The sequence below is a fragment of the Bradyrhizobium genosp. A genome, from assembly GCF_049949275.1.
Lineage (GTDB): Bacteria > Pseudomonadota > Alphaproteobacteria > Rhizobiales > Xanthobacteraceae > Bradyrhizobium.
This window is the reverse complement of record NZ_CP188196.1, coordinates 978942-991957: the sequence shown is the minus strand read 5'-3', so window position 1 is coordinate 991957 and position 13016 is coordinate 978942. Positions and strand designations below refer to the sequence as shown.

Annotated in this window: 11 protein-coding genes; 2 read left to right on the top strand and 9 right to left on the bottom strand. The window is 59.0% G+C overall.

The genetic code is table 11. The features are described from left to right. Positions 1-19 precede the first annotated feature (19 nt). From ACP2YP_RS04500 to ACP2YP_RS04465, 8 genes are all read right to left on the bottom strand, one after another. The gene (locus ACP2YP_RS04500) at positions 20-1159 is read right to left on the bottom strand and encodes a relaxase/mobilization nuclease domain-containing protein (protein WP_426422554.1); all 1140 of its coding nucleotides are present in this window, start codon (positions 1157-1159) and stop codon (positions 20-22) included. Further along, positions 1149-1559: a plasmid mobilization protein gene (locus ACP2YP_RS04495; RefSeq protein ID WP_426422553.1), complete on the bottom strand. Its 411-nt coding sequence runs from the start codon at positions 1557-1559 to the stop codon at positions 1149-1151. The genes ACP2YP_RS04500 and ACP2YP_RS04495 overlap by 11 nt, the downstream gene beginning before the upstream one ends. 474 nt (positions 1560-2033) lie before the next feature. Then, entirely contained in the window at positions 2034-2492 is a 459-nt protein-coding gene (locus tag ACP2YP_RS04490) for a hypothetical protein (RefSeq protein ID WP_426422552.1), read from the bottom strand. A gap of 63 nt (positions 2493-2555) precedes the next feature. Further along, positions 2556-2765, bottom strand: coding sequence for a hypothetical protein (locus ACP2YP_RS04485; protein ID WP_426422551.1), 210 nt, complete (start codon positions 2763-2765; stop codon positions 2556-2558). Between the two features lie 483 nt (positions 2766-3248). Then, positions 3249-5162 (bottom strand): ParB/RepB/Spo0J family partition protein, encoded by a 1914-nt coding sequence (locus ACP2YP_RS04480; protein WP_426422550.1) that lies wholly within the window; start codon positions 5160-5162, stop codon positions 3249-3251. Between the two features lie 59 nt (positions 5163-5221). Continuing rightward, positions 5222-5608: a DUF6915 family protein gene (locus tag ACP2YP_RS04475; protein ID WP_426422549.1), complete on the bottom strand. Its 387-nt coding sequence runs from the start codon at positions 5606-5608 to the stop codon at positions 5222-5224. A gap of 11 nt (positions 5609-5619) precedes the next feature. After that, entirely contained in the window at positions 5620-6015 is a 396-nt protein-coding gene (locus ACP2YP_RS04470) for a DUF6878 family protein (RefSeq protein ID WP_426422548.1), read from the bottom strand. A 75-nt stretch (positions 6016-6090) separates the two neighbouring features. Then, positions 6091-6999: an ArdC family protein gene (locus ACP2YP_RS04465; protein WP_426422547.1), complete on the bottom strand. Its 909-nt coding sequence runs from the start codon at positions 6997-6999 to the stop codon at positions 6091-6093. 1413 nt (positions 7000-8412) lie between these two features. On the opposite strand from ACP2YP_RS04465, the gene ACP2YP_RS04460 reads away from it, so the two are divergent. Together ACP2YP_RS04460 and ACP2YP_RS04455 are read left to right on the top strand one after the other, a co-directional pair. Next, the gene (locus ACP2YP_RS04460; RefSeq protein WP_426422545.1) at positions 8413-9186 is read left to right on the top strand and encodes a hypothetical protein; all 774 of its coding nucleotides are present in this window, start codon (positions 8413-8415) and stop codon (positions 9184-9186) included. Between the two features lie 51 nt (positions 9187-9237). After that, complete coding sequence (locus ACP2YP_RS04455; RefSeq protein WP_426422544.1) at positions 9238-11058, top strand: caspase family protein; 1821 nt, start codon at positions 9238-9240, stop codon at positions 11056-11058. 782 nt (positions 11059-11840) lie between these two features. Here ACP2YP_RS04455 and ACP2YP_RS04450 read toward each other — a convergent pair. Next, a complete protein-coding gene (locus ACP2YP_RS04450; RefSeq protein ID WP_426422543.1) occupies positions 11841-12725 on the bottom strand; it encodes a hypothetical protein in 885 nt (294 codons plus the stop codon). Positions 12726-13016: the final 291 nt, after the last annotated feature.

The window sequence follows — 13016 nt, the reverse complement described above, 5'->3', positions numbered from 1 at the left end:
TGCCCCTGCGCCGGGCCTGTTACCCCCGCGTTCGCTCTCGCCCGCGATCATGCTCGATGATCGCGTCATGTTCGGATTCTGGTGGCACTTCGCGCGACAATTGCCGGAACAGGTCTTGCCGCCGCTTCGACGCTTCCTGTTCTTCGAGACGCGATGCCGATATTGTTGGCTTCGGCGCTGGCTTCTCGCCAAGGAGCGCGTTGAACAGGGTGTCGCCAACCCGGACCGGCGACGGCTTCATGCGCGGCCCTCGCGGCGAGGCCGGCGCTTTTGCCTTTCCTGCGGCAAAGGGCTCTGGCCGACGGCCAGCCTCACGGGATGGCGCGGGCCGTTGGCGTTCGGCCTGTGCAACCCGTCCGCGCTGAACCTGCTTGGCATCGGCAACGCCCGGAAGATCCCTTGTATTGAGATCGGCAAAACGCTGACGGATATCGGCGACCTTCACGCCTTCGATACGGCGGGCGAGGCTGTGGATGCCGCCCAAAGGGTCGATCGCAACAAAGTCCCGGCGATCGCCGCGCGCCAGTATCCAGCCTCGTTCTTCAAGCGCGGCTTTGAACTCCGAACCGTTGCGGGTGGTTTTCCAAATTCCCGTCATCAGCTCTTTGGCCTGGTCGTTGCTGATGCCGGTGCGGTCGGCCTGGAGCATTTCGGAGTGGCTGGGGGTGCGCTCGGGCCGCGCCTTGCCGTCCCGTTCGACATGCACGCCCTGAACCCGCTCATGCCCAAATTCCCGCTCAAGGCTGCGAGCAACTTCCTCATGCTTGCGGTAATTATGGCTGTCACTGATCGCGGCCATGCGTTCGAGGTCGATGCGCGACCAGACGATATGGCAGTGCTCGCGGCCTTCCTTTTCATGGACGACGACGACCCGTGGCTGGCCGATAAGTCCCAGAGCCTTCTCCAGCTTGTCGATCGCGTACATGCGCTGTTCGTCGGTCAGGCGCTCGTCGGCACGGGTGTTGATCGAGCCGTGGTAAAAGGGCTTGGTCGAGCGCGTGCCGGCGGCGGTCGCCTCTATCTCCTTCAGTGCGCCGGCGAGGTCATCGGCGGCCGTGCCCCGGATTTCTTTCAGTGTGGCGCGTTCATTGGTATCGGTACGGGTCAGGTGGGCGGCCAGCCGGGCCGCCCCGGCGCAGGATGTGCCCTTAATAATCACGGCCCAGCGCCTTCATGAGCGCATCCCGCAGCTCCATCACATGCTCACGCATGGAGGTCAGCTCGGCCAGCGCTGGGGTCCGGCCGGACTGGTTAAAGGCATGGGCCAACTGGTTAAGGTTGGAGCCGACCTTGCCGAGATGGCCCAAGAGGCGGGCCAGCTCCTTGCGCTCGATCGGAGGCCGCCGCACCGCGCGCGGGCCTGCGCTACCGAGGGCAAGCACACGAAGGTATGCGCCGATGCTGAGACCGGCCTTGGTTGCTGAAGCGTCGATATCGGCACGCTCCTTGGCGGTACAGCGTACTGAGATAAAACTGGTCTTGGGGTCCTCAGCAGCCTTTCGGCCTCGCCGCGAGGCTGCCTGTCTGCTACCACCATGTCCCACCATTTCTCTCGCCACGCCGTACGACTCCTGCGTCGGTGTGCATGTGCGGAAGGAACGCTTCCGCCTAGGGATGCAACGGGGCTACGCCCCTTGCCAAGCTAACCACCGAGCATACGGTGGTGTGATGTGACGTGGAATGCCGGAGGCAATTTCCGTGTAACATCACATGGCTTGCACACGTCCCTAACTGCCACATTCACGTAACAACCTACCAGATTTTGGTTGCAGCATCGCGAAGACAGACACACAAATGAATGCAGAATTCAGCCCGAGATGAATCCTCTCAGCCTTGGCGATTGCATACCTCAGTGTGCAACATTGGCATGACAAGCTTGCGTCACCGGACCATGACCGCCAGCACTCGGTGAAGCTCACTGCGGATGCCCCAGGAAGGTGACTACGTAGCGCGGTGCAGCCAAGCGACCTGTCGCCTGGCGGCTCAATCGGCGGTCAATCTGGGAGGCCGGCAGCGGCTGAATACCCCTGTGTTCAAATCGGGCCGGTAGGCTCGCCGAGATGGCACCGGCGGGTCCGGCTTCGCCATCTCACGCAGCCTCGGCGGAAGCGTCCACCTCGGGGGTCTTTGCAGAAAATCCGCCGCCCGCTGCGCATGGCAGCGAGCGGCGGCAGGTGGTCAATACTCGTCGGGCAACAGGAAAGTGGTGACGCTCCGGTCGGCCTCGGTGATGATCCAAAGCGTATTGTCGCCGAAGCCCCTGCACGGCTTCGCAGGATCGATCGGATGGCCGAGAGGATGCGGTCGCCGTCCTTCACGGCTTCATCGTTGGCCTGCCAGTCCGTGCCGCAAACGCAGCCCCAATCGCCAATCGAATGACGCTTGAGGCATTCGAGGCGCTGCGCGTTGGTGGTCATTTCCAGAGCGCCAGGGGTGGCGACGATCTGGCCGAGCTCGAAGCTCGGACGGCACGGAACGTAAATGGTCTTCATGGCTGAAATCTCCTTTGGTGATGAAAGAAAAGGGGCCGCCTCTTGCGAGGCGGCCCCGGAGGATCAGGCGGCTTCACCGGACTCTTCGGTCTCGGCCTTCGGCTTGCGGATGACGATGTCGGCGCCGTTGAGCGGGAGGTAGTCGAGCTTCATGCTGAAGCCCTCGCCGTCGTCGTGGGGCCAGATCGCTCCGATCGGTTGCCAGAAATTGCGCTTGCCGTTCTTGGTTACGGCGTAGACGCGGTGGCTCGGAGGGGTGGTGTTCTTGGTCATGGGATCTTCCTTTCGTCTTCAGTTTTGAAGCCATGCACCTTGCGCGGCTTCGATGGGGCACCGTGGCCCGCGCGAAACAGCGGCGCGTTCAAAGGTTGCCGCAGGCACCCCCGAAGGGGGCGCGGAGTTGGCAGGGAGCCGCAGGCGACCGAAACGAGCGGCCTTGAACGTGACGCGCGCGCGGGCATAAGCCCCATCAATTCGAAGCCGCCGGTGCTGGCTACCAAGTCGAAAGGATCGTCGAGGAAATGAGCGGCAACGCCCCCTGGCTCCTGCCGCGTCTTATGACTTGACCAACAAGGGCGAGCGGCTGGCTCCGTAAATGGAGCGCGGGACAACATTCGAAGCAAGGCGTGCAAAGCGAGGCGATACGGAAGCGATCATCCGGCTCAACGGCGCGGAGGGATGTTCGCAAACAAGGCCGGTTCGACCGAGAGGCCAGCCGCCGCACGCTGGCCGAGCGAGCGGCGACCGTCCTTCGCCTCAAGCTGCTGGCGGCACATCGGCTACCGGGCCGGTGCGCAGCAATTCCGGCAACCAGCCGGTTCCGCCGAGACGCCGCTCGGCGGCTTCGGCCATCGCCAGCTTCTTCATGTCCATCAAGTTGGCGGCGGCTTCAACCGAGACGCCTTCGCGCACGGCCTCGACGATGCGCTCCTTGGAGACGCGGCCAAAGTAGCTCTCAACGGTCGGCGTCCATGTGGCTGTCATGTCGAGACCGAGCGTCTCGGCGAGGCGCTCGGCATGCGTCGAGGCTGCTGTCTCCGTCCGGTGCTTTGGCAGGTGCATCGCGTTCAGCGTCAGCGAGGCGCAATGAGCCAGAAGCTCCAATTGCTCCGCCTGATCCAGCCGCGCCACGAATCCCCAAAGCTCGGCGGTGTCGTCCGGCATGCGCCGCTCCCATGCCGCATGCCGTTCGGCAATGACGGCCATCGCCGGACATTCGTCGATGCGGGGAGCATGGGACGCCAGCGAAGCCGAGCGCGGCGTGATCTCAAGGCACGACACCCTGTCGCTCCGCGAGAAAAACGCGGCGGCAGCAAGCGCATGCACAACAGCGGTCAGCGCCGTGGCCGGATGCAAGGCCAAGGCGTTGCGTAAGGCCACGGTGCGGTAAGCGGTCAGCTCGGCGACAAGCTTTTCCGAAAGCGGCTTGCGCGGATCGGTCGTTCCGCCTTCGCCGTCCGGCTCGGCGTTGTTCTTTGATGGCTTGGCCTTCCAGTCCTCGGCGCGGACGAAGCCGCGCTCGATGCGCGGTTCGCCGCGATGGTCGAGGCACACGAACGCGCCAGCGATGGCGATATCGTCAGGCTGATACTGTTCGGCTCCGGTCAGCGCGTCGATTTCGGCTTCAAGCTCTTGCAGCTCGGCAGCATTGTCATCGGAACCGTCATCCTCGTCAGAGAGCGCGTTGTGGCGTTGCTCAAGTTCGCCAAGCCTCGCCTGATCCTCATCGCTGAGCGGCGCGGCTTCGGGATAGACGCGGCGCATACCGGCAGTCATCTCGTGGTTAAACTCCGACTCCATGATGATCCATTTCCAGCCCTCGGCCTCGATCTTCGCCGCTTCGGTCGCGAGCTTCTCGCGAACGAGCCGGTTGAGCAACGCGGCATCGGCGAAGAATCCGCCGCCGTCCTCGTCGAACAGGTCGCGGATGATGGTGCCGCCAGCCGCCTGATAGGCTTCGGCTCCGACAAACGCCGCGCGGCGGTCGTCGGACGATACCTGTCCTTCGGAGAGCGCCCGAAGAATCGCATCGCGGCTGCGATGGTAAGGCGGCAATTCATCCCAGACCTGTTCCTGCCGTGCATGATCGTCGGTGATGGCGAAGGCGGTCAGCTCGTCGAGCGACAATTCTTCGTCGCGGTAGGCTTGCATCAGCTTGGGGCTGACCGCGCCGAGTTTGAGGCGCTGCCTCACCACGGTCGCGGTGACGCCGAACCGCGCGGCGATGTCCTCGGCCGCCATGCCGTCCTCGCGGTGCAGCTTGGCGAAAGCCTCGAACTGGTCGGCGGGGTGCATGGCGGAGCGGATCACGTTCTCGGCGAGGCTGATCTCATGCGCGTTGTGCGCGGTATCGAGGATGCAGCGCACCGGCTCGGCCTTCGTGATCTCCTTCCTTTTGGCGCGAAGCAGATGCGCGAGCCGCCGTCCTTCGCCGATGGTGACGAGGTAATAGCCGGTCGGTTTGCCGTCATCTTTCTGTTCCGGCTCGACCACGAGGTTTTGCAACAAGCCCTTGGCCGCGATGCTCGCGGCCAAGGCTTCGATGTCGGCTTTCGGATGCGGGGTCTTACGCGCGTTCTGCGGCGACTTCTTCAAACGGTGCAACGGAATGAATAATGTTGCTCCGGTTTGGGTGACGGCGGCTTCGGGGGCTTGTGTCGTGGCAGTCATGGTCTTTCTCCTTGTTGTTGGTTTTTGTTTGATGGTCTTGGCTGGTCTCTGTCGGTTGCTCATGTCGTAGCGCCATCCTTCGCCCGAACGTTGGAGACGAAAGGATCGACCTCGCGATGAATTGGCTGCGCTCGACCCATCCACGGATTGGGACGGATACAACGTACCCAGTCGGTGAAGCTCGGAATGAAGCCGAGGTCTTCGCGCACATGCTGTTCGCCGATCAACCGCACCGGCACGATACGTCCGGTCGAAACGGTTATGGTCGAGCCGAAGAACCGCTCCAACATGAATATGCCTTCGGCGTGATGACGGAGGGCGCGGTGCCGGAAGTCGGCGGTAATGGCCTTCGACTCGTCGAACCATTGATGCAGCGGGAGATAATCCTCCGCCAAACCGCCCCATTTTCTCACGGAAGAGAGGGCGTGGTGATAGCAATGTCCCATGTTCGTCCCCCTCACAATTCGTGCTGTGAAAAGACGGAATCCTCGACGCGCTGATTGTAATCGAGCGTGACGATGCGCGAGGCGACATCGAACGTGAATTCGCCATAGGCTCCTTCGTTGTTCTCCCAGCCGCCATGCGTTTCTTCCAAGCAATCGTAGGCGAGTTGCTCGATGGCATCGCGGATCGGGGTCGTGGCCCGCTCGATCTCGGAACCGCCCCACAGAACGCGCGCTAATTCGATCTGCCCTTCCGGCAGATCGGTCAGCTTGTCGCCCGTAAGTGCCGTGATGCGTTCGATCTGGCCGCTGTCGCCCGATCCGTCGAATTCGATGACCACGCGGGTGATGCCTGCGGCATCGAGTACATCGAACAGCGCAGCTTTGTTCGCGGGGCGAATGGCGGCCATAGCCACCTTTTGTTGTTGGTTGTTGTTGCGTGATGCTGGCCGCAGCGTGCTCGCACGCTGCGGCCACGCGGCGGCTCACGCGGCCACCTCGTTCGGAATGTCGTTTGAAATGCCGGACTGAAGCCCATGCAGGAAATCGGCGGCGCGTTGCGCATGCGACGCGGCGGCGAAGATCGCGCGGTTGTCGCTCTTCAGCGCCTTCAGCCACGAGTCGATGTAGGACGCGTGTTCGTCGCGAAGCGAGGGCGTCAGTTCGAGGTCGGCGGAAAGGAAGGCCGCGCCAAGCTCGGCGACAAGCTCTTCCATCGCGTAACCCTCGTCGCCCCAGCGCTTGCGCCCAAAGTCGCGGTCAAGGCGGGTCGGGTGTTTGGTCCAGTGGCAAGTTTCATGGCCGAGGGTCGCGTAATAGGCTCCGGCATCAGAGAAGCTCTCAAGCGGCGGCATCTGCACATGGTCGGTGCTGACGCTGTAATAGGCGCGGTTGCCGCCATGCCGCACGGTAACGCCGGTCGCGGCAAAGAAAGTTTCCGCCCGCGCGATGCGCTGGATGGTCGGCGTCTGCGGCGCTGGCTTGGCGTAATAGAGGTCGGACAAGCCCTCGATCTGCTCGGCATTAAAAACAACGTAGCCCTTCATGAAGGGAATGGCGCGGGTGCTTTCCTCGCCGGTCTTGGCGTCCGTCTCGGTGCGGGTGAGTTTGTCGGCATAGACGACAAGGCTGCCTTTCTCGCCCTTCTTCACATGGGCTTTTAATTCCAGCGCTTGCTTGAACGTCATCCAGACGGGCGAGGCGTAACCGCTCGCCATGGCTTGCATCCAAAGGGCAAGCACATTGACGCCGCGATAGGCCACGCCGTTATGGCGCAGCGGCAGGGCGACGCGCCCCTCCATGTGCGCGGCGTTCCATGGCTGGTGCCACGGCCTGACGCCTTGCTCTAACGCCGTAACGATCTGATTGGTGATGGTCTGATAAATATCTCGCATGGTTCGCCTCTTTCGGTGCTGGTTGCAGCTGCTGCTGCAACCCTGCCCGTCGGCGAGACCGGGGGTAGCAAGGGCAAGGAGGCTCCGAATGCGGAACGCCGAGGCTCCGCCCGAGGGGCCCCTTCTTCAGGGGATGCGGGTGGATGCGTCGTTCCGTGTTGGGATGCCTTGCGCGCGCGAGGGGCGGCCGCCCCTTAGAAAAACAAAAATGAAAAACAAAAAAAGGAAACGGCGTATCAGGCGGAGCGGAGCGACGACAACTCGCCAGTGCCGAGACCGGATTGAAAGGGCAGCCGCAGGAGCGACAGCATAGCGCCGCCGCAGGCGGAAAAGCGGGATCGACTGCCCCCGGCGAGAAGCACAATATGTCTTGCGTCAGGGATGGAAGCCCGAAGGGCGGAGACGGTTTTGGCTCCGTTCACGACAGCCCGTCCACGCTTGCGCGGGACGCCACAGGCGCACTATTTGCAAAGCAACCTCGCCGTGTGTGATGTGCGTGCCAGGTCTGTCGCTACGGTCAACGATGTCCCACAAAGCGGTCTTCCTCTTGAAGACGTCGACGACCTGGCCGACCTGTTAAATCACCTGCATTCGGAACAGATTTGCGCCGCTGCACACTAGGTTTCGTTGTCGCCGCGGTCTCGCGTTTGGTAGCGGCGCTTAGAAATGGCGGAGAAGAACCATATACCGCAGGGAGTTTCTGCGAGTCTTCGAACTAACGGCATGGTTTGGTCCAACCGTCCTCACCGCTCTAGAGGCGTATTTCCAAAGTTTTGAAAAGTCGCTGTGGGAGATTCCTCCGAAACTGAAGCAGAAGTTCAGCGATATCGACCGGGATTTGCAGGGGCTCGACGCGGAAGCGTGGGCCTTCTTGAAGGGTGAAGTTGTGCCCATTACTCGCGGCAAAAAGATCGCCGAAGCGAACCAGGTTCAACACCCGGCGGTGTTTGAACAAGGTGAGGCTTGCTTGCCGCGAGACGCGCCACTTGTTCTATCTATTTGAATCTAAAGGAATAAGAATAGTATTACATCCATAATTTCATGATATACTCTCTTCATGTCTAATCAATTTAAACTTTCGCCCGTCGCGACGTTCGGCATGGGGATCTCGGCATCTGCACTTGCTACAACTGTGGTGACAGTGTCGTATGAAGCTGCATATCGGATTCCTCATTTGGATGGTCCAATATTCCTTGGGTTCGGATTGTCTCTGGCCGGTGCTGGCATAATTCTACGTTGTGCCTACAATCTATACGTAGACGGGCGGGAGATTTTTATGCACACTCCAGACACGCCCGAAGGTAAACAAAACAGCCATCAATGCAATTTTGATCCCCGATAGGCTGGCCCTATTTTCGTATTACGACGCGGGCTCTAGAATGTCGCAGTCTCTGGAGCCGTGAGGCTGACCAGATGAGCGATAGCCAAGATCAAAGCGCAAAAACTTCCAATGAGACCGTCTCGAAAACGCCGTCAAGCATATTCGCTAGATTCAAACGACCTATCGAAATTTTTCACAAAACGATCAAAGCAAAAAGCAAGGAAGAGGATTTTCAAGCATGGGCCTTTATAGTAAATTCTTATCAGTGGATCGGAGCTATAATCATAGGTGTCTTAGTCTCCACGTTTTTTTATCGGCTCAGCATTCCTCCAGACGCGGAAAAACGACCGCCTGAACCAAGCGTTACTCACGATGCTCTTGTTATAGAGCCGACAAAACGAGAGTTTCTCGGTCATAAGGAAGATGCGCTTTCTTTCCGCATCACCGTGCTGCGCCCGGTTTGGATTTACTGCCTTTTGGAAGATATGTCGGACGGAACAGCGAGCCTGCTTTTCCCAGCCAATTCCCCAGCTTCAGACGCCGCAACTCAGCGACGGCGGATTGCCACCAAGCGATTCCAACCCGGGATCTACACTCTACCGTCATCAGAGTTTGGCTTGGATGCTCCAAATCTATTGCCCACCGAAGATCCTGGCTTCGCACAGTTATCATGCTTGAGCGCGAACAATCGCGCTCCAAATGCTCTCGAACAGCGATGGCTTGAGCTAGCCTCCTATGTTGAGCGCAAAAAGCTAATGTCGGCTGCCGAAAGCCGGCAACTGGTGGAAGATTTCCGGCAAGCGGGATTCGAGGTCGCGGCTGCAAAAGCAGCGATAGTGCCCGAACTGTCGATCACCAATAAATGACGCAACAAGCACATAGCCTGGCGGAGTCATATGATCCGGATATCTTATCTTATGTTGGCCGCCGCATTCGCGCTTGGCTGGTTCACTTGCCAAGCTGTGGCAGGGTCAAATGATGCTCTTCTAATCATAACTAACAAAAATTACGCAAATGGCGCCGATGAGGTGAAGTTTGCCGACCGCGACGGTGCTGAGTTTAAGCGCATGGCGCGCGAAGTGCTTGGTATTCCGGAGGCGAATATCACGTGGCTTTCCGACATGACCGCAGGGAAACTCCAGCTTTTATTCGGCCGCGGTGGTGCGGGAAGTAAGCAACTCAAACGACTATTTAAGCAACCCGATACCACGCTTTGGGTATTGTATAGCGGACATGGCATATCTGCAATTGCGCCCGGCGACACGCGCCCCCAACCGTTTCTTTTGCCCATCGATATACCAGCAGAAGATGCTGGCTCGCAGGGGCTACCCATTGCGGATATGGAGGATGCGCTCGTCAAGGCGCAGCGCGAGCAGTCAGCCGAAGGCCGCATTGTGCTTTTCCTCGAAGCCTGCTTCTCGGGAAAAAGCGGTGATGGCAGCGACCTAGTCAAAGGCGCAAGTGCAACTTTCAGAGTTGATCTAGACGCCCTGGGGCAAGCCGCCAAAGACAGAAGAGAGCAAATAGCCAAGGACGGAAGATTTTTAGAGTTGGCGGCAGCAGATTTTAGCGAGATTGCCTATTGGGATAAAGATCGGCGGCTCGGAGTGTTTTCTGACGCCGTGATCGAAGGTCTATACGGCCCCGCCGATGCCACCAAATATGGTGGGAACCACGACAAAATCATAACCTTTGGCGAGCTGAGTGCTTTCGTCAAACAGCGAGTCAAGCTTCGACTCGACTATCTCTATCCTGAACGAAACCGGTTGCAGACACCGGTCCCCACCGGCGATCTTGATGCGGTGTTGGTACGTTTCGGCACCAGGTATATGGTGCATGATCTTGCGGCCAACGCTCGCGAGCAAGCAATGTGCGACTCGCTCGGCAGCAATCGCGATGAGCTGGTAAAGTACCTTGCCCAGTGCAGTAGTGGCTTGAATTATTGTCTGTGCGAGGATCAAGCACGTATCAAGGTTCAGAAATTAGATAAATTGGATTACGAAGCAGAAGCCTGTCGAGCCGAGAATTTTCGGCTTGATGAGTTGTTACAACGCGAACCCAAGGATCGCGAAGCGCTTGCTAGCTTGGCGGAGCATTCCAGTTGTCCCGACGTCATAAAGCGGCTTCAAACGATTCAGAAATCAGATAAGCCTGCCGACACTGAAATACCGCGCCTGCTCCAGATCGAGCTGCACCGGGTTGGCTGCAACACAGGCGCGGTTGACGGCGACTGGAACGCAGCGGCGCAAAAGTCTCTTGGCCTGTTCAATAAGAATGCGAAAACCACCTTCGACGTAACGGTCGCCAGCCTAGACGCGCTTAAGGCAGTGAGCAATAAGCCCGCGCGGATTTGTCCCCTGATCTGCGACCATGGCTACAAGCCTGATGGTGATGCCTGCATCAAGATTACCTGCAAGGTCGGTTTCGAGGTAGGTGATGACAACGCTTGCGAAAGCATCCACCTCAAGAGAAGAGAAAAGCCGGTTGTCAGCGTAAGACCGTCGGGGGAGCCTAAGGCGACTGCGCCGCGTAGCAACCGATCAAACTCTGCAATAGATTATGGTCCAAAGGAATACGAACCGCCGGGCTCCGGAAAAGTCTCGAACGGACGGTGCAACTGTAAAGCTATTTGTGACAAATTCGCTTCGTTAGGACAGCTATCTGGTCCTAAAATTGGTCAGTGCAAGTCTGATTGCGAGCAGAAGTACGCCGGTTGCAACAAGGGTGCACTTCGTTGAGCGGGCGCCGGATGCACCGGCAAGCGGGTCGGAATTTCAAAGACCTCACCAAGAAGGCCCGCGATCTTGACCAGCGTCCAACCCGTCGAATCGGGCATGCTTTAAGAACGAATTGGAAAATGAGCCAGGAGAAACTCTCGATATTTGCAACTTAGGCGATTTGCATGGATTTGGGAATGCATCCCCAACGATATTTGACACTCAAAATGTGCGTTTCCGGAGTGGTCAGTTGGGGCCGCCGGAAATACCTTGTGCGTCGGAGCGTTATCGAATAGCCGAGACCGGCATCCCGTCTTCGGAAAGTACGCGGCTCGGTGATACCCGCGAGAGCGGGTGGAGCAGCACCCAACCGGCGCGGCCGGACGCACCTTGAACATTATGATGTGGGCGGCGTTTCTCCTGGCGTTTTCCTGCGATAGCGGGCAAGGCCCATTCGGGCAGCAGTCCACACGAGTTCGCAGCGCTCTGTCCAGAACCGCACAAATTTGGGCACGCTAGGCGGCGCACATCCCGGCGATCGAATAAACCCGCCGTTCCTCCGTCGCTTCAACCGACACCAACCGCATCCTCTTTAGGCCATCTCGCACCGTGCGTCGGCTGCATGGCTGCAAGTGCTTCCGCCTACGCCAAGGCTTCGGCGGACAGGGAAGCACTCCTCCACCTCTCCACTTCGTTTCGGTCGCGGGCGATGCACCCGCCTCCTTCGCCGCAACGGCCTCCGTCAGAAGGCCGCGATTGGCGCGGTCGAAAAACGACGGAGGAAACAATGCTAGTGCTGACAGTCAACGAACTGATGTGCCTGACAGCGAGCTCTCACCAGTATTGAACGATAGCTCTGCTTCACTTCGCTTCCGCTCGGCAGGTGGCGGCGCCAGCGCGCGGTCGACGCGATCGGAAAGTTTCTTGATTTCGACGCTCTGGGCATCGACCTTGGCGAGAAGCTTCTTTGTATCGATACTAGCTTGATCTCCTTGGTCGGTTGCACCGCTTGAAGATTTTGCTGCTGTACCATTGATGGTGAGCGTGAGCGTCTGCGCGCTGGAGAGACTTCCTGAAATAGCAGGTCCACCCCAGTGGCGAGCGAGGGCAATGATGCCTGCATTGCCGTTCTCGGTATAGGTAAACGCTGTCGTCAGAGTGAGTGTCTGAAGCTGTATTCGGGGTGTACCCTTTATGACCCTGACCTCCGACCGTGCAAACTCGGCGAGCCATTGGTGCAGTCGGAGCGTATCAACGTAGACCATGACGACGTGGCCCGGCGTATCGGGATAGGCTCCGTCTTGAGTACATAGCGTTACTGCGGCTCCTCTCTCCGTATACTGATCGATGAGAAGCTTGATGTCGCTCGTCACGCTTCCGTTGTAACCTGCGCTAAACCCCAGCGTTGCAAGAAACGGCAAAGGAGCGGTGGCTGACAGCGAACCGTTTGCCGTGCGCGTGAGCTGAGTCTTGATGTCGAGCGTGCCGCCCGCCTTCGGGTTAATGGCGAACCCCTTGTGAGCTGGGACATTTGGCTCATATTTATCGTAGAAATGATGCAGCTCGCATTTGACGGCGTCGATCAGACTGGGTAGCGCGACCGGATCGCTACTATACGGCAGTCCTCCGCACGCCGACAGCGCGCTTGTGCAAGACACAACGAAAAAAGTACGAAAGAGCACCCGCATTTCTCCGCCCCCTGGTTCATTCTGAAAACGTCATCAAGTAATGATCGTATCACGCTTACGTGAAATAAATTTTAAGGCTGCGCATCGATGTAAACGCACTTTCAGTTTCTATCGGTTTTTGCTCCATAAGGCTTGGTCGCGATTATCCGCTAGCACTTGAGCCGCATGTTCATCGCTCGAACAAGTCGGCTATCAGCCCGAGCCGAGCGATGACAAATCGCCAGCCCCGAGATCGTGTCAAAGAAGGCAGACTGCAGGAGAGCATAGCGCCGCCCGAAGGGCGGGACCGAC

Excerpts from the sequence above, each read along its gene's own strand:
- ACP2YP_RS04490 (WP_426422552.1), bottom strand. The coding sequence starts at position 2,492 with ATGAAGACCATTTACGTTCCGTGCCGTCCGAGCTTCGAGCTCGGCCAG.
- ACP2YP_RS04485 (WP_426422551.1), bottom strand. The coding sequence starts at position 2,765 with ATGACCAAGAACACCACCCCTCCGAGCCACCGCGTCTACGCCGTAACC.
- ACP2YP_RS04480 (WP_426422550.1), bottom strand. The coding sequence starts at position 5,162 with ATGACTGCCACGACACAAGCCCCCGAAGCCGCCGTCACCCAAACCGGA.
- ACP2YP_RS04475 (WP_426422549.1), bottom strand. The coding sequence starts at position 5,608 with ATGGGACATTGCTATCACCACGCCCTCTCTTCCGTGAGAAAATGGGGC.
- ACP2YP_RS04470 (WP_426422548.1), bottom strand. The coding sequence starts at position 6,015 with ATGGCCGCCATTCGCCCCGCGAACAAAGCTGCGCTGTTCGATGTACTC.
- ACP2YP_RS04465 (WP_426422547.1), bottom strand. The coding sequence starts at position 6,999 with ATGCGAGATATTTATCAGACCATCACCAATCAGATCGTTACGGCGTTA.
- ACP2YP_RS04460 (WP_426422545.1), top strand. The coding sequence starts at position 8,413 with ATGAGCGATAGCCAAGATCAAAGCGCAAAAACTTCCAATGAGACCGTC.
- ACP2YP_RS04455 (WP_426422544.1), top strand. The coding sequence starts at position 9,238 with ATGTTGGCCGCCGCATTCGCGCTTGGCTGGTTCACTTGCCAAGCTGTG.
- ACP2YP_RS04450 (WP_426422543.1), bottom strand. The coding sequence starts at position 12,725 with ATGCGGGTGCTCTTTCGTACTTTTTTCGTTGTGTCTTGCACAAGCGCG.